The 16,884-nt window shown below is 45.5% G+C and carries 17 protein-coding genes; 6 read left to right on the top strand and 11 right to left on the bottom strand.

Annotation, left to right across the window (positions count from 1 at the left end; all coding sequences use genetic code 11):
* On the bottom strand, positions 1-537 hold a 537-nt coding region (locus DXZ20_RS15070; protein ID WP_250565765.1), incomplete at its 3' end, for an MFS transporter.
* A gap of 209 nt (positions 538-746) precedes the next feature.
* On the opposite strand from DXZ20_RS15070, the gene DXZ20_RS15075 reads away from it, so the two are divergent.
* Both DXZ20_RS15075 and DXZ20_RS15080 read left to right on the top strand, forming a co-directional pair.
* The gene (locus tag DXZ20_RS15075) at positions 747-1,301 is read left to right on the top strand and encodes a phosphoribosyltransferase (RefSeq protein ID WP_163699008.1); all 555 of its coding nucleotides are present in this window, start codon (positions 747-749) and stop codon (positions 1,299-1,301) included.
* A 115-nt stretch (positions 1,302-1,416) separates the two neighbouring features.
* Positions 1,417-2,487 carry a WD40 repeat domain-containing protein gene (locus tag DXZ20_RS15080; RefSeq protein ID WP_163667429.1) on the top strand — a complete coding sequence of 357 codons (1,071 nt, stop codon included), beginning with the start codon at positions 1,417-1,419 and terminating at the stop codon, positions 2,485-2,487.
* A gap of 192 nt (positions 2,488-2,679) precedes the next feature.
* Here the strand turns inward: DXZ20_RS15080 and proX are convergent, their stop codons facing one another.
* Entirely contained in the window at positions 2,680-3,684 is a 1,005-nt protein-coding gene (gene proX, locus DXZ20_RS15085; protein ID WP_348918188.1) for a glycine betaine/L-proline ABC transporter substrate-binding protein ProX, read from the bottom strand.
* A 350-nt stretch (positions 3,685-4,034) separates the two neighbouring features.
* On the opposite strand from proX, the gene DXZ20_RS15090 reads away from it, so the two are divergent.
* On the top strand, positions 4,035-4,493 hold the full coding sequence (locus tag DXZ20_RS15090; protein WP_163699010.1) for an arsenate reductase/protein-tyrosine-phosphatase family protein: 459 nt from the start codon (positions 4,035-4,037) through the stop codon (positions 4,491-4,493).
* A 24-nt stretch (positions 4,494-4,517) separates the two neighbouring features.
* On the opposite strand, the gene DXZ20_RS15095 is transcribed toward DXZ20_RS15090, so the two are convergent.
* The 4 genes from DXZ20_RS15095 to DXZ20_RS15110 form a co-directional block, all read right to left on the bottom strand.
* Positions 4,518-5,072, bottom strand: a complete 555-nt coding sequence (locus DXZ20_RS15095) for a GrpB family protein (protein WP_163699011.1) — start codon at positions 5,070-5,072, stop codon at positions 4,518-4,520.
* 30 nt (positions 5,073-5,102) lie between these two features.
* Positions 5,103-5,777: a glutathione S-transferase family protein gene (locus tag DXZ20_RS15100; RefSeq protein ID WP_163699013.1), complete on the bottom strand. Its 675-nt coding sequence runs from the start codon at positions 5,775-5,777 to the stop codon at positions 5,103-5,105.
* Positions 5,778-5,890: 113 nt separating this feature from the next.
* Positions 5,891-6,514: a TetR family transcriptional regulator C-terminal domain-containing protein gene (locus DXZ20_RS15105; protein WP_163667443.1), complete on the bottom strand. Its 624-nt coding sequence runs from the start codon at positions 6,512-6,514 to the stop codon at positions 5,891-5,893.
* 148 nt (positions 6,515-6,662) lie between these two features.
* Entirely contained in the window at positions 6,663-7,754 is a 1,092-nt protein-coding gene (locus tag DXZ20_RS15110) for a DUF362 domain-containing protein (RefSeq protein WP_163699015.1), read from the bottom strand.
* Positions 7,755-8,293: 539 nt separating this feature from the next.
* Between DXZ20_RS15110 and DXZ20_RS15115 the strand changes: the two genes are divergently transcribed.
* Both DXZ20_RS15115 and DXZ20_RS15120 read left to right on the top strand, forming a co-directional pair.
* Entirely contained in the window at positions 8,294-9,319 is a 1,026-nt protein-coding gene (locus tag DXZ20_RS15115; RefSeq protein ID WP_163667447.1) for a hypothetical protein, read from the top strand.
* Positions 9,320-9,559: 240 nt separating this feature from the next.
* Complete coding sequence (locus DXZ20_RS15120; protein WP_163667450.1) at positions 9,560-10,633, top strand: fibro-slime domain-containing protein; 1,074 nt, start codon at positions 9,560-9,562, stop codon at positions 10,631-10,633.
* A gap of 140 nt (positions 10,634-10,773) precedes the next feature.
* Here the strand turns inward: DXZ20_RS15120 and DXZ20_RS15125 are convergent, their stop codons facing one another.
* Positions 10,774-11,259 carry a GNAT family N-acetyltransferase gene (locus DXZ20_RS15125; RefSeq protein WP_163699017.1) on the bottom strand — a complete coding sequence of 162 codons (486 nt, stop codon included), beginning with the start codon at positions 11,257-11,259 and terminating at the stop codon, positions 10,774-10,776.
* Between the two features lie 288 nt (positions 11,260-11,547).
* Here DXZ20_RS15125 and DXZ20_RS15130 point away from each other — a divergent pair, with 288 nt between their 5' ends.
* Complete coding sequence (locus tag DXZ20_RS15130; RefSeq protein WP_163667456.1) at positions 11,548-12,612, top strand: mechanosensitive ion channel family protein; 1,065 nt, start codon at positions 11,548-11,550, stop codon at positions 12,610-12,612.
* A gap of 14 nt (positions 12,613-12,626) precedes the next feature.
* Here DXZ20_RS15130 and DXZ20_RS15135 read toward each other — a convergent pair whose 3' ends face one another.
* The 4 genes from DXZ20_RS15135 to gntT form a co-directional block, all read right to left on the bottom strand.
* Complete coding sequence (locus DXZ20_RS15135; RefSeq protein ID WP_163667459.1) at positions 12,627-13,151, bottom strand: DOMON-like domain-containing protein; 525 nt, start codon at positions 13,149-13,151, stop codon at positions 12,627-12,629.
* Between the two features lie 149 nt (positions 13,152-13,300).
* Complete coding sequence (locus DXZ20_RS15140) at positions 13,301-14,452, bottom strand: phosphotransferase enzyme family protein (RefSeq protein WP_163667462.1); 1,152 nt, start codon at positions 14,450-14,452, stop codon at positions 13,301-13,303.
* Positions 14,453-14,646: 194 nt separating this feature from the next.
* On the bottom strand, positions 14,647-15,423 hold the full coding sequence (locus DXZ20_RS15145; RefSeq protein WP_163699019.1) for a TIGR00297 family protein: 777 nt from the start codon (positions 15,421-15,423) through the stop codon (positions 14,647-14,649).
* Positions 15,424-15,497: 74 nt separating this feature from the next.
* Positions 15,498-16,844 (bottom strand): guanitoxin biosynthesis MATE family efflux transporter GntT, encoded by a 1,347-nt coding sequence (gene gntT, locus DXZ20_RS15150; protein WP_163699021.1) that lies wholly within the window; start codon positions 16,842-16,844, stop codon positions 15,498-15,500.
* Positions 16,845-16,884 lie beyond the last annotated feature (40 nt).

A 16,884-nucleotide genomic window follows, 5' to 3' on the forward strand; every position in this document is an offset into this window, starting at 1 on the left:
TTGACCCACCACTAGGCCTAACGCCAAAATTAGCACCGCCCCTGCTAAGGAGAATGACAGTCGAAAGGATGTAAGCTCTGTCCGCTCGTCATAATCCTGAGTCATTTCGGCGGTCAGAGTCGAGTAAGGCAAGTTTGTCGTCGTAAAAAATATCTGAAATACCACAGAAACAAAAACGTAGTACCAAAACAGTCCGTTTTGATTGGTACTCCCTGGAACAATCCAATTTAGGAAAAACGTAGCTCCAAATGGAATGCCCGTTAGCACTATCCATGGATAGCGTCGTCCCCAACGGGTGCGGGTGCGATCGCTCAAGATCCCGACAACTGGATCATTGACAGCATCCCAAATTTTGCCAATCAGCAACACGGTGCCTGCTTTGAGCGGGTCTAATCCAGCAACATTGGTTAAGAAAATCAGAAACGAAAACGCTAATAAATTAGAGGTTAGACCCGCTCCCATATCCCCGGCACCGTAGGCCAGTTTTGTAGACCAAGTCAGTTTTGGAGGATGCGATGGTTTGCCTGAAGTTTCCATAGTGTGGAGAGGTTGCTAGAAATTATTAAATCATCTGTAGAATGAGGCTCAAACCTGACTGTATCGTCACACCAAGCGTCACACTAGAATCTTTGTACGCTGCCATTGCCTGGTGGGGCAACGTTTTTAAGAAAAGACGCTGCTTTCAGGCCATGTAACAACGCTATATTATTGCCCTATTTGTGTCCCCCCTTTCCTCCGAGTTATCCATGTCCGTAACTTCAGATCTTGCAGCTACTAGGCCTTCTACCGATACTGATCTTCATGTGTCTTGGTCAGACTACTACCAAGCCGTTGAAAATTTAGCAGTCGCTATTCATCAGTCAGGATGGCAATTTAATCAGATTGTCTGTCTGGCTAAGGGCGGTCTGCGGATTGGAGACGTTCTTTGTCGTATTTATGGTCAACCGTTGGCTATTCTCTCCACATCGTCCTATGGCGGTGAAGGCAACCGGACCCGTGGGTCAATCACATTTTCTAGGGATTTGAGTATGACCACCACCAATCTTGGCACCCATGTTCTTTTAGTGGATGATCTGGTGGATTCAGGCCAAAGCTTGCAGCGTAGCATTCGCTGGTTGCAGCATCGATATGGGTTCTATATTGACGATATTAAGACTGCCGTACTTTGGTACAAAGCCTGTTCAGTGATTAAGCCTGACTATTATGTTGATTATTTAGAAACCAATCCATGGATTCACCAACCCTTTGAAAAGTACGAAGAGATGACTATCGATGACCTTGCGGAATCCAAAGAACGATAAATATTAAGCAATTTGGCTGAAAAATACTGTGGTTTAAACCGTATAGTCTGGGCTTTTATGCTGTTTTAGCAGAAGTTGTTTGTTTTTGTTGTTATTGGAGTGAAATAAACTAAAAATGCTTCAAAGAAATCAGCTTCTAGCCCCTTCTATTATTGTTTTAGTGGCGCTTGGCGTGATTGGAACAGTGTTTGGATTAATTTGGGGGAGTCTAAATCAGCACTCAAACTATTCTCAAACGACGACACAATCTGCGGATGGGTCAATAGCAGCGGCACCAACGCCAACACAGCATTCTCTGGCACAGCATACCGCCACGGTACTCAGTGTTGCCATGCAGCCAGAGGCAGCCCTTGTCGCTAGCGGGAGTTATGACCAAACGGTTAAGCTTTGGGATCTAGATACAGGTAAAGTACAGCGTACTCTCAACCATGCAGGGCGGGTGAATAGTGTCGCGTTTACCCCTGACGGAAAATATTTGATATCAGGTGGAGGTGACGGCAACATCGTTGTATGGAACGTTGAAACAGGATTAGAAGAACATATATTTACGGGTCGCTCTGGTCGAATAGTGAGTCTAGCAGTGAACGCTGATGGCACTCTTATCGCTAGCGGAGGCAGTAACGGCACCATTCGAGTTTGGGATCTTGACCTGAGACGTGAATTTACAACCTTGGTGGATTCTGGAGCACAGGTGAACAGTTTGGCATTCTCTTCTGCCAGTTTTCAGGAATTAGTGAGTGGCGATCAAGATGGAGTGGTGACTCTGTGGGATGTTGTGACCTCAGAATCAGTGCGAACTTACAAATCGGGAACGGATAGAATAACAGGTGTTGCCGTTAGTCCCGATGGTCAATATATTGCTAGCAGTAGCTATGATACCAATGTGCAAATTTGGAATTTAGCAACCGGCGTGGCTGAACAAACCTTAAGCGGACATAATTTTGTTGTCGCTAATGTTGTATTTAGCGACGATGGAGGGGTGCTGGCTAGCAGTAGCTTTGATGAAACTGTTAAGGTATGGGACTGGAAACAGGCGGTAGAACGCTGCACTTTGCGGGGCCATTCTGGATTTGTGTATAGTCTTGCCTTTAACCAAGAGGGCACTATATTGGCAAGTGGTGGGTATGATGGCTTGGTAAAGACTTGGCTACTGACAGATGAGAAGACTGGCTGTTTGCCAAGCTAAAAGGCTTATAGGAGGGGGTAAGGATTTTATAAATCCAACAATCGTGCTGACAATTATCTCTGAAGAAGCATGCTATAGAACGCTTTTGCGCAAAAATAGGCTCTAATTCAACCCTCATTTCTGAGTTTGAAATCAACTAAAGCCGAGAACTCAAAATTGAAAACCTAGCTGATTTTCTCTAGTTTGCATTTATCACTTGGCAGCCTGTTTGGCATCTTCAATCCAATCGTCAAAGGTGCCTTGGTTGTCGCGGATCCAGTCTTCTGCATGACGACGAATGTCTGCGGGAGTGTTTTCTCCATCACGCATACGCTGATTTTGCAGGCTGACGTCTGTGATGGGAATATTAACGAGTTCAAACCATCGAGCGATGTCTGGATGTGCTCGTAAAAACTGTCGATTGGCTAAAATTTCAATCTGATTAACTTCAAAGCCAAGATTTTTACCATCAATCACAGAGGCGTTTTCTTGAATACCGACAACGGGAACGTCTAACCAGACAACATCCTCATCGGGTACCAGCACACCACTTACCCATAGCGGAGTCCAGGTGTAGTAAAGTACTGGTTTACCTTCATTGTAGCGCTTGATAGTTGTCTCCATCAAGGCAAAGTAATTCTCATTATCGTGCTCTACAGTATCTCGCAGATTGTAATCGTTGAGATGAGATTCGATCACGTCTCGGCATCCCCATCCTGGTGGGCAACCGATTAAGTTGGCTTTACCATTCCCATCGGTATCAAATAGCTTAGCAAGTTCTGGATCTCTCAGATCTTCCAAGCTACCAATACCTTTTTGGGTCGATGTTTCTTTGTCAATTAGATAGCCCTGTAAAGCATTATCGATTAATGGGTTGACTCGTTTTAGTTTTTCATGGCCTCCATTTTCTTCAAAGAAATTCCGATGGAGGGGATTCCAATGAACGGCTGTGTAATCTAAGTAGTCACGGGAAATAGCCTGGTGAATAACGTCATATTCCAACTCAGAACCAGCGATTGGTTTATAGCCTAATGATTCTAAGCCAATATTAATTACCTCTGTTTGAAACAGCTCTTCTAAAGTTCCATAGGCTGAACGAATTACGTTATCTGAACTGACTAATGAAACATTCTGGCTTGTGTCGTTGCTGCAACTAGTAAACAGTGTTAGAGCGCTGAGGGCCGTAAACAGTGGGCAAAATCGTTTCCCTGGTTTCACGACACAACTTGATAAATTAAGCAATAAATCTCTCATGATTAGTCGATATATTCGTCAAGTAATAAAGTTATTGTTATGGGGGTTAATTATATGCTGCATTAATGATAAACCTCGAAAAAAACTCTGGTTTCTTAACTTGTTTTTAACCTTTTCGTTCGTCTTTAATGATAGTTAAGTGGCGTCATTTTGTAAGAGATAAACATCTAAATGGTTGCTGTTTATACTTGTTTGATACAGTAACTATGGCGATCTCTTTGATGCAAAGGTTGGGTTGATTTCGATGCTGAAAAATTGTTTTTAAACATACTTACCAAAACTACTAAATTCAGGAAATAAGACTCACAATCAGGATGAAGATTTTATTTGTCTGCGATGGAAACATTTGTCGCAGTCCGACGGCGGCTACCTTCCTTTGTTCTATGTTGGAAAATGGTAGTATCGAAGTTCGTTCAGCTGGTATTTATGCATCGGAGGGGCGACCGATGATTAATAAGATGCAGCAAACGCTTGCAGAGTATGGATTTTCTGTTGAACATTGTTCCCAGAAGATTTCGTCTGAAAATTTGGCCTGGGCTGATTTGATTTTTACCATGACCCGGCCCCAGAAGTTTCTTCTCATCAGTATGGTGCCAGCTATTGCTGATAAGGTATACACAATACAGGAATACATTGGTCATCCAGCCCAAGATATTCCGGTGCCCCATGGTGAGACATTGCAGGCATATCGACAATGTGCTGAATTTATTCAGCGGAGTTGCGTATTGCTCTATAGAGAATTGTGTCAAGCTGGATGCGATCGCAACAAATAGTGCACAATTTTGACAAGTTGTTGACTACTCAACCTTACTTAACCCCTTTGACCAGGCCAGGGCAGCTTCCCAAATCAAATCGTAAACCGGATCTTTAATGTCATAGTATGCATCAATATCATCGCCATGACGCTTGGCAATTTCTCGTTTAATCAGCTCTACAGATTTGGCTGAATTTGGGTGACTACGAAGGTAATCGCGAAATAACAAAGGATATTGTTGATTAGGATTGCCCTCAACTCTCACGTGGATGTTTGCACGCCGTTGCCCATCCGGTTGATGGAAGAATTGTTTTTTCCATAGGTGAGGAGTGGCATCTGCACCCAGGGGAACGTGATCACAGGTAATATGCTCCCGATGGTAATAGCCTGCCTCCGTTAGCTTTTCTGGAATGTTGGGTGTAAGGGCCTGTACGGTGAGCTGAATGTCAATAACGTCTTTTGCTCCCAAGCCAGGTACTGAAGTTGAACCAATGTGGTCAATACAGAGAGCCTGTGCTCCTAAAATTTTTGTCAAAGCGGCTTGAATCACTGCAAATTCTTGGGGCCATGTGGGTTTGTAAGAGTGGATAACGATCATGGTTTTTGTCAATTAATTAAAGCCGTTGAGTTAATTGTTCTGATGCTGTCGCTTTTGCCGCTTCATGGCTATGCGAATCCATCGCTGTAGTAGTTGTTTCCAAGCCTCGAAGTCGACATCACTGGGATTTGTTGCCTGCCAGGCCAGGCGAGCGGTGATGTGATTGTTCCATTGATTGAGGGCAGGATAATCTGTTAGCCCTATGCCCAGTCTGCAGAATAATGGCACCGTTGCACCCACTACAATGTCAGCTAAGTTTAAATGAGTGTCGCCAAAATACCCCCCTTTGCCCACGTGACTATTCAGAAATGTTAAAGCAGCATTGAGTTGTTGTTTGACATCTGCTGTCAATGGAACATGGTCTTGGTTAATTACTTTAGAGAGTTTTGAGACCAATTCATTGACGGTTACCATTTGAATCATTCTCATGGTTGTCCGTTCCCTATGACATGCCGGTACCAATGGAATATGGGGATGCTGATCCTCTAGATAGTCTAGAATTGCGATGGATTCAATCACGCGAAAGCCATTTTCAACAATCACAGGGATATGGTGAAAGGGGTTGAGGGTGAGGAAATCAGTCTGAAACTGTTCACGTTTACTCAGATCCACGATGACGGGTTGAAAGGGAATCTCTTTTTCCAATAACGCTAGCCAAACACGTCGGGAGATAGGCGATAGGGGGTGATAGTAAAACGTCAGCATCGAGTCCTCCTTAATCCTTAATAGAAATAAAATTTAAAAAAAAGACCGATCGGTCTTTTTTGAGGAAAAAGCAATGGTGAAAAAAATAACCTGAGGCTAGGTTGGGTGGCTCCCTACTCCAAAAGACCTAGGGGGGTGGAGTCATCTGTTTGCTGAAGGGTTGCAATGTATTGAAATAAATGCTGTTTAGCCCAGGATAGGTGGACGTGATCACCATAGAGATGGCTCATCATTAAAGCACCTTCCAAGGTGGAAATTACAATGGTAGTGGTGGCATCTGCATTGAGTGAAGATTTAATTTCACCATGTTTGATGCCGAGACTGATAATTTTGCGAATCATTTGCCGCCAGTTATCCATGGCTTGGCAGGTGCGATCGCGCAAAGTTGGATGGGTGTCATCGCTCTCAATTGCCGTATTCATTAACGGACATCCCCCTTTGAAAGCGGGTTTATCCACCATGCTGCAAAAGGTTTCAATAATGACCTTAAGACGTTCAATAGAGTGGCGCTTCCCTTGCAGAGCAATTTTGTATTGCTGTGCCACCAAGCCAACGGTAAAGTCAAAAGCCGCCAAGGCTAATTCATCTTTGCTGCTGAAATGGTTATATATGCCTCCTTTTTTTAATCCCGTCGTCTGCATGATGTCAGCCATTGATGTTCCCGCATAGCCCTGCTGGTTAAAAACAACAGCCGCTTGTTGGATAATATGGGCCTTTGTAGTCTGGGCTTTAGACACAGTCGCAACAGGTAAACAAGTTTAGAGCCTGAGAAAATCCTAAAAAGACCGATCGGTCTTTCTTGAAAGTATCAGAATAGCTATCGCCAAGTAAAGTTCACCTGCATAGGTATCTAATCCAATGGTCAACTTTTTCGTAATAGGCGCTTCAAACCAAAAACTGACGAATTTCATCAGCGAGTTGGGCACTCCCTTGATCAGCGGTCACCAGTTCTATTTGCTCGGAGCTAACGGCTCCTAAGCCTAAATCAGCTGCTCGCCTAATCTGAGCCTGATCCCAAATTGACCCACTGGATACTTCGCGAGTTGTGCCTAGCTTGCGTAGCATGGCAATGCCAACCGCATCAATGGCAATGCGATCTGTGCTGGCTAGCATGAGCCCTGCCTGTACCCGCCGTCCCTGTTCAGGACCGCCGCCGACAAAGGCATCTACACCATCAATCATGATGAGCGAGGGGCGATGGGTTTTATTGACTTCGGCGATCATTAACCGTTGGCTGCTAGAGCGATGTAATTCACGCATATAGTCATGGTCATCACCCGGCACATAGCGAGCCACCATGCCGATGGTATTTTTCAGGGACAATGTAAAGTGGCCACCAAACCGATGGGTTTTAAGACAGCAGACATTGACAATGGCATCGGCATTAAGAACAGGCCGGGCGATCGCAAATCCCTGGGACCAGTTTGTGCCAGTCGCTGCAAAATATTGCCAGTCGTCTCGGCTCAACTCATCAAACACAAGGGTGTTGAACCCATAGCGCTGACTGAGATTGAAAACCTGCATTTGGGCCATAGCGTTGCGAGTGTTTGCCATGCCAGACCGGTCACCAACGGTAATAGCGCTTGCTCCAGCTGCCTGAATTTCTTGCACCAAAGTTTCCAATACAACTGGATCTGTGGCAGCTGGGGCTGGATCGCCTGTGTTGTAATTAGGTTTAATAAATACGCGCTTTTGCTTAAAGCTAGGGGGCTGCAACAACGCTATGGCCTGCCTTACACCAGCTGCTCGATCCGTCGTTTTAACAAGAGCCACTCGGTGGGGATTAAGGCCAGTTGCTGCCAGGGGGGTAGCTAAGCTTGAAGATAGCTCTGGGGGGAAGCGAGATTGTTCTGACGTGGAGGCTGATTCTGCACTACATGAATTGAGAACAGGGGGTAAGGTGGCTGCACCTGCCAGTAGCCCTAAATATTTCAGTAGGCCGCGACGAGTTTGTTGTTGGTTGGATTGGGGGGACATGGCAAGCAGAGGCTTTTTGTAACTAGAGATAGATCGCCTCCATTCTGATTAGCGCATATGAGAATTCCCTGAACCCTAATTTCTTACTCACATAAAAATTGCATAACGACATTGATGCTTTGGCCCATAGAACGACATTGATTTCATTCTGTTCGATATACCCTACGTAGCGTTAGAGACCTGATGGATTGACAAAAATCCAAACAATGCATAGCCTTATCTCAGGTGGTCAGACTTTAGGACGTTGTTGGACCTCTTAAGTTTAAGAAATGTAAATATATTAAGTTGATCTTAAGGCCATAGCTAGATAATCAGTAACAAGTTCTGAAGTTTGTACTGAGTTCAGCTTGTCGTTCCAACTGACTTACTTGACTTGCGCAGTGATATGTGAACCGCGTTGATGATTGTTGTGTTGATAGGTAGGAGCTATGGGATCACTCGCTTAGCTGTGGGGACTAATGGTTTGCCGGTGATGGATCTTGTTGGCAAATTGTTTTATAAGTGTGTCAACGTTATTCCGAGAGTCTCGTTTGAAGACAATGTTTGCCGAATCTTCTATAGGGTCATCTGTTTCACAAGAAATTGACTTATCTAAAGTTAATCAATTAGACTCGCCGTCTTCATTCTCTAAAGCTTGGGCTGTTCGCTACATGCGCATGGTCAAGGAAGGAGCATCACGACCCGTCTTTTCTGATGAACGTGAATTGCGGGCTGCAGTTGCAAAGATGCTGCATCAAGATTTGCGCTCCATTAGTGCGAGGGCATGGAACAAAACCGAGCAACTTCTCTCACAACAGGTAGTACAACATCAGTTAGACCCCGATATTATTGACCCATGGGCGATTGCTGGTGATGTGTTTCAGATCTTTGACAGAGCGTTTGAAAGCTACGCCTCATTTGTTTACCCTGAGCGATTTGCCGTCAATATTGCCCCAGATTTAGGCATTATTCGAGCAAAATTTACGGCTGTAGATCCTAGGGTCATTGGCTTTGTCAGTATGCAGTTCCATTACACTGGGCAGCTATTGCTAGAATCAGTTGAACCATCGCAGCGGGGAATATTACAGCTTTATTTCAAAGCAATTGATGATCACCTCTATATGCCGCTGCAAAGAGCCTATGATGCTGCATCGTATTACGGCTATAATTCGTCGGAACTAAAGGTTGTGCGAACGCTTCTACCTCAGAGTAGTACCATTGCCCAGCATGTGGTAACTCAAGTTCTAGAGGTTTTCCCAAGGCACCAGTGCTATAGTGGCTCTTTGGGTTCAACAACTGTTAGGGCCTCTAGTACCCGAGATACAGAAATGTTTCAAATTTATCTTTGGGTCTGTTTACTAGAGAAAAATACCAGTGTTGTTCAGCAAGAACTGTTTCCGTTGTGTGTGATGCTATATCCCACATTCAATGTGAGATGGGAGCTAGTGCGCTATATGCTAAAGCTATTACAACGAGAATATGGTCAGCTGCTCACCTCCGATGAGTTTGCCCTATGTTTACCTCACTTTGATTTACTCCAAACCATATTTTCTGCAGAGGTTGTGGAAGCTGCCTATAGTTTTTAGGTTTTAGGTATTTTTACGTCAAATCTCCGTTGATGCAGAGATGGCGGATAGGTGTGATATCGGCATGGTTAATGATGTTCTGTAAGGCTCTATAGAGCTTTGCTGATACTGTTACGTTGATTCATGATTTGGTTGGCCTTGATGTGACGGAGTTTCAGAGGAATTTTTAGGTGGGTTCTGGAAAGTTTAGGATGGTGATTGTATAAAAAAGAGCCTCTATTTCAGAACAAGGAAGCTCCCATGACACAAAAAATTACATTGTCTGGAAAAGTTCGCGATTTTAAAGACAGTCATAATGATTTTCAACATGTGATTGCTGCCGAGAAAAATATTGTTGAATCTAAACTTGGCGTTGATAAAAAACCTATTTATAAGGGAGGGAAAGGTAAAACCACCACAGGTAAGGAGAACTTTGACCAGTGGTTCCGTGACGTTGTAGATGTTAACAAGAGTAAGCAGTTAGATATTCTTTTGGAAGATGCCGACAATGACGGTGTCTTTACCTATGAGAATTCGGAATTTTTCCCCATTGACAATGAGCTATTTGGCAATGAGGGACGTGCCCATAACTATCACTTTACCTACGAAATTCACGCTAAGTTTACCTATAAGGGCACTGAGAAATTTACATTTGTCGGCGACGATGATCTGTGGATCTTTATTGACGGCAAGCTAGTGATTGATTTAGGTGGTGTGCATCCACCCATGACCGATACCATTGATCTTGGTATTAGTGCTGGCGAAACTCAGTTTAACCAAGCTTTAGCAACCGGTGAAACTCTTGTTCTAGAAAAGGGCAAAGATTATACCTTTGACCTTTTCTTTGCTGAGCGGCACACTACAAAATCTCATTTTCGCATTGATACCTCTCTCCTTTTGGAGCCCGCTCCAGAGGTCTGCATTAAATCGCCCGATCCTAAAGCAACTGAACCTTACAAAGGTGAAGTTTGTATTGATACAGGCAAGTTCCTAATTTGCACGGAAGAGCCCGTCATGCAGGATACTGTAGTTTCCTACAGTGTTAGTGGCACAGCTACAGAGGGCAAGGACTATAAGGCAATTAGTCGCAGTGTCACGATACCCAAGGGTAAGAGTGAGGTCTGCATTGAAGTGAAGCCTCTAGCTGATGCCGTTGCTTGTGAAAAGGATGAAACGGTTGTGGTGACTCTAGAACCTGGTAAAGGCTATACAGTGGGTGACTGCAAGGTGGCCAAGGTTGTGATCGCAGAAGCCCCTCGGAAGATCAGCTATCTATTTATCTACCTGGTTTTGGCCTTCCTGGCCATCTGCGGCCTCTGGTACTTCCTGCATTAGTCCATTAATGTGACACGGTAACATTCAAATAGGTGTCTGTGATCCTTTCAACTGAGTGCGACTGATGTTTTCAATCATTGGAAACATCAGTCGCACTGTTTTCAGGTAGAGGTTTAACAGCCATATCCAATGACTGTTGGTTATATGGGGCTTTGCAAATACTTGATACCTGGCTTTAATTCTTCAAAGAGATGATAAGGGCTTTGGGTCATACCCAATGCTGCATAGGTCTCCTTGGCTCGCATATTGTCTTGTTCAACATAGAGACGAAATCCGCAAACATCTGGCTCCTGATGTGCAAGCTCTTTAATGAATTGGTACATGCGGCGATAAATGCCACGACGACGATAGTTGGGACTGACAAAGACACTTTGAATCCACCAGAAAAGACTGTTTCGCCAGTCACTCCACTCTGTCGTAATCATCAAACAAGCCACTACTTGAGTGTCAACCTTAGCAACGATGTAAAAGCCCCGGGATGGGTTGTTCAATAAAGAATTTACCCCTGCTAAGATCACTTCAGGAATCAGGTCTTTATTCTCAGTTTCCTGTGCCATGGCTCGGTTGAAGTTGGCAATGATTTGGGCATCACTTAGCTGAGCCCGACGTATTTTTATGGAATCCAAATGGTTCACCTTTTGGGAGTGTAAAATTTGGTTTCTAGTCTAGCGTGAGTGGGTGGGTGGGGAATAGGGCGTAGGGTGTATTTAGCACGATTGACAATTGCTATATTTATTTAATGTCTCAATAAAACTGTCAAGACAACAAGAGATTATTGCAGAGAGAATCAAAATAGGAGAATAAGGAACTACGGATTTGGTTCTGGTTACCGGCGCGAGCTGTGTAAACAAGGTTAGAGCCATGCAAGGAACCTCTACCCCTGTTAACCTAAATCTGATGATGACTTGGTCCCCATGCTGTCTGATATTCTGCAGAAAACTTTTCTAGGTAATACCCTGGAGGCCTATGGTATTTCGCTCCTTAATATTGGTGTAGGTATTGCGATCGCACATCTGCTTAAGCGTCTTATCCTCCGTCGTCTCAAACGCTGGGCTAAACGCACTGCCAATACCTTAGATGATCAGCTGGTGCGCTTGATAGAGCGTCCGACACTGTGGCTGCTTTACCTGGGGTTTGGCTACATCAGTTTGCAAAATCTGACATTGTATCCCACTGTTGCTGAGCTGCTGACCGTTGTGGGCGTTATCTTTGCCACGTTACTGTTGCTGCAGCTAGTGGGGTCAGTGGCTGAATATAGCCTGCGTATTTATGGATTTATCCATCGCGACCAGCCCAATATGCGCCAGAGCCTTAATGCTCTAATCCCAGCTGTGCGTGTATTTCTGTGGGCGATTGGAATTGTTTTTGTTTTAGATAACCTGGGGTTTGATATTTCTGCCGTTGTAACCGGTTTAGGTATTGGTGGCGTGGCCATCGCCTTAGCCTCCCAAGGTATTTTGCAGGACCTGTTTAGCTATTTTTCTATTTTGTTAGATCGCCCATTTGAGATTGGTGATTTTATTGTTGTTGGCGACATGTCTGGCACTGTACAACAGGTCGGTATTAAAACAACTCGACTGCAAAGCCTGGATGGAGAACAGCTGATTTTAGCGAATACCGATCTAACGGCTTCGCGCATTCAGAATTTTCAGCGCATGGCCCAACGACGGATTGCGTTTAACTTAGGGGTTACTTACGAGACTAGTAAGACCCAACTGGAGCTGATTCCCGATATTTTGCGTCACATCATTGAAGGAATCCCTCAGGTCACGTTTGACCGGGCTCATTTTGCTAGTTTTGGTGATAGCAGTCTTAACTATGAAGTTGTTTATCTCGTAGAAACTAACGACTACATGGTTTATATAGATGTACAACAACAGATGAATTTAACCATTAAAGAACAATTTGACAAGGCTGGAATTGAATTTGCCTATCCAACTCAGGTGTTGTACTTAAATCGACTCAACACTAAGCCCTAAGACCTCAAAACCCCCTAAACTGCGAGGCTAAAGCTATCTCGACGGTGGAAATCCGGTTCTTGGCCTGTATGGTCTAGAGCCCAGTGGGAAACACTGTCAGTTTTGATCACGGTGCTGATCCCCAGCTCTAGGGGTTGATCGATAGCAAGCCAGTCGTCTGTAGGTAACTCTAGGGTTAAATAGTAGCCTTTCGTCAGAGGCTGCCAGGTGCTAGCAATTTTGCTACAGGCGGGTTCGGCCACCATAGCTTGACGATAATCATCAAAGCGATATACATTCCAATTGCCATTGGGGGAAGCATTAACTTCCCAATAGCGGGATGAGTCCGGTATGCCAATAAAGACCTCGAAGCAGGTATTTTCCCAAAGATGATCGCGGCGGCTAGGGGTTTTGCTGTCGGTAGGGGGGAGCTTGAGATCTTCGACAGCACCGGTCAGGGTGTATTCGACCGTGAGAGAGGATTGAGCCCGGACCACCCGACCAGAAATCACTAAATTCGAGACTGGTTCGAAGGGTTTTAGCGAAAATGGTATAGCCATTGATGTCTCCTAAGGGAACAAACACAAGATAAATAAGGTCTACCAAGGGAGGAGCCACAACGATGTTGCTAAGCTCCTTTGCCCAAGGGCCTAGAGGCCTGGGGACAGCTACTGAGTTACCTGTAGAACTCAGTACGTACTAAATAGTTCTAAGCTACATACCCAACTTCAGAACAGTAATGGGCTTTTAATTGATTAATTACGGTTTGAATTAAGGGTTTCTGATGGCAAATGCTTTCAGCCAACTGAAATTGAACTAACGCTCGTTCAAGGTTATGGTTCGGTCGCTGAGTCTTAAAATAAATGTCCCCTGCCAGGTGATCGCTAAAAAAGCGCAATCCTAGCTCAAACGTAATCAGCCAAATAGCGTCATAGATGTAGTCATATTCCACCGCATTCAAGAAATCACTAGCGCTGGAAAGATACCCCTTTAGTACAGCTGCACCCAGCTCCACATCAAAGATGACAGCTTGCCAATTTTGGGTTTCTTCCCCTAATGGGTTGCAACTAGAGCGTAGGCAATCGCCAATGTCATAGTGGACCAGACCGGGTTTGACAGTGTCTAGATCAATAAGGCTGGTGGCCTGTCCGGTGGTCGTGTCAATCAGGATATTGTTAATCTTTGGATCCCCATGAATCGAGCGTAGGGGCAAACTACCTGTGGCTTTGGCATCTTCCAAGACCGATAGTCGCTGGCGATGGCTATCAATCAGTTGGCAGCAGTGATGTTCTTCAAAAGATAGGGAAGCAGCTTGGGGCAGAATCGCATCGTACTGTTTCAGATAGTGAGGGGTGATGTGAAACCCAGGTAGGGTATCTGCCAGATTTGCACAGGGCAGATCGCTGAGCAAACTGTGGAAACAGCCAAGACCATAGCCAATCTCAGTGGCATGTTCCTGGTGTTGAATGGTGTTGAATGTGGTGGTGCCTTGTACAAAGCTCAGACCGCGCCAAATATTACCCTGGGTATCTATCCAGTGGTGCTGATTGTCATCTGTTTTAAGAACAGTGGGGACTTCCCAACGACGATTGAGAGGAGCTTTGTCTAAGCGCTGATGAGCATGGCTAACAAACTGGCACAGGTTATCCATAACCTGATGAGGCTGGGGAAATACCTCAGTATTGATGCGCTGGAGGACAAATGGCTGTTCTGCATCAACTAGATATGTATCGTTGATATTACCGCTACCGAGGGGGCGAATATCTCCCACAGTGCCATAGCCAATAAATTGTTGGGCAATGTGAGCAAGGGTGTTGTTTTGGCTTGTTGATGATTTGGGCAGCTCAGCCTCAGAGAGCATGGGATTGTCTAATAAAACTTTGGCTAATCATACGTTCATCCCTAGAACTAGGGAAACCGGATAGGCCATAAAAAGGTTCCATCAACGGTTTTAGAAGTTTCAATATGTTTAAGCTCCAGGACATGATTGATGTCGAGCCATGGGTGATTAAAAGAATATTCCTAGGACTTTACTGCAATGTCAATGCCATACCATTATTTAATAGCCAGTAGAGCGCCTAGTGCGATCGCAACTACAGCCCCAATCAGCGTATTAATAATGTTCACCACGTCGTGGGTCAATCCTGGTAGCCTGTCTTCGATTGTTGCCCCGATCAAACTTTCGATGGTGGTGGCAACAAAGGCTGCAATGGCACAGATAACAACGCCGACCACTGGAATCAAGCCCACACCCCAGGCTGCGACTGCCAAAATCAGAGAGCCGACGACTCCGGCCAGTGTTCCTTCCAGGCTGACAGCGCCTTCTGTACCCCTTGGTACGGGCTGTAGTGTCGTAATTAAAAATGTCCGTTGACCGTAGGCCTTGCCAATTTCTGTCGCGGACGTATCCGATAGCTTCGTACTCAGGCTGGCCACAAACCCCAGAATCAGCAGCTGGGTCACTTGGCCAGTGGTTAATCCTGCTAGGGTGGCAGATGTCAGGCCTGTAAACCATACCAATAGGGCACAGAGGGCCGCTGTCAACGCTGACCCCCAGACATTGCCGGGGCCTCGCACGCCGCCCCGATCCTCTGCGATGCCTGCAGCTGCTTTTTGGGCAAAGCCTACTTTAGTGACTGTAGAACCGGCTGCAAAATAAACCAACGTGACAAAATACGCCTGCCAGCCCAGGCACCCCCAGAGGATAACGCCCAAAACCCAAGCATGGATATAGCCCATGGGAGTTAAGAGCTTTTTGGGACTAGCAAAGGCGAGGCCGATGAGAACTAGGTTGAAAAGGGCTGCAACCAACCAAGGGTTTTGCCATGTCATGGGTCGGTTTCCTTATGCTTATAGTGTACCGGGAGCGGGCTGTTAGTGTTTTCTGTGGTGGGAGTGGCCTACTTCTAAGATGATATCGTTGTCGGTTCTGCCAATGGCATTTTGACTAACTTGTAGACCAAAAACAGCATGAGGACAGTCATGTAGGCTGTTAACGCTGTCCATAGCAAATAGCTGTTATGCCAGTAGACGGCCAACGATGCTAAGGGAATGAAACCGATGCCAAAACCTAGCAGGGCACCATCCCTTAACACTGCCCCTTCTTTTAAGCCAATAAAGTAGCCTTCTAACATAAAGGCAACGGACGTGATGCTGAGTAGGGGCACCAGCCAAGCGGCATAGCTGCCCATGGCCTGACTCACTTCTGTATGGCTGGTGAGCAGGCTGAATATCGTGTTGGGAAAGATCACTGCCGATAGGGCAAAGCCAAGGGAGATAACCAGGCTCGTTACAATGGCGGTTTTAAGGACGGGTACACAGTTATCTGTACGTCCTTGCCCCTTAAAGTTGCCAATCAGGGTTTGGGCCGTCATCCCCACTCCCTGAACCGTAAACTGGCTGAGTAGCGCAATTTGCAGCAATAAACCGTTTTCTGCTAAAGACACGGTACCAAAGGTGGCGCTCAGGTTAGTAAAGATGGAATAGGCAGAAATTAAGGCTAAAAAACGGACCAGGATATTGCCTTTGAGAATCAGGGTGGAACTGAGTGCTTGACGATCGAGCACTTGCCCCATAGCCTTACCTAGATAAGTCCAGTCTATGGTCAGCACAATGGCGATAAACCCGACTAACAAGCCCAGGTACTGACTCAGGGCAGTGGCTAAACCAGCTCCGGTACTTTCCCAACCCCAGCGGTTGATCATGATATAGTCCAGCAGCACATTAGAGCCGTTGGCCATGAGGGATATGAGAAAAACCACGCCATTTTTCTCACGTCCTAAAAACCAGCCAATGAGAACAAAGTTCAGAAGCACCGCTGGGGCTCCCCAGATGCGGGCATTAAAGTAGGTGATGCCCGCCTGTTCAGTTTCAGGGGCTCCGGACAGGATAGTGAAGCCTAGTTCATGGATGGGGTATTGGAACAGTAAAATGACGGCTGCGATCGCAAGTGCCACCAACCCACATCGCAAGGCCGCGACCAATACGCCTGTCATATCGTCTTCACCGACAGCCTGGGCCGTTAATGCATTGGTACTGTTGCGTAAGAATTTAAGAATGCGATAGAGGTAATCAAATAAAATACTGCCTAGAATCACTCCAGCCAGATAATGAATATCAGATAAATGCCCTAGAAAAGCAGTATCACAAAGACCTGCTAAAGGCACCATCATGTTGGAAAACACCCCAACGATTGAGAGCCGATAAAACCGGGGCAAAAAGCTTTTGTACGATGCTGGGATAGCAGAAACCATAGATTTTGAGGCAGTCCAGCCGATTGCAGAGAGTTACACT

This window comes from Adonisia turfae CCMR0081 (assembly GCF_011009555.1).
Taxonomy (GTDB): Bacteria; Cyanobacteriota; Cyanobacteriia; order Phormidesmidales; family Phormidesmidaceae; genus Leptothoe; species Leptothoe turfae.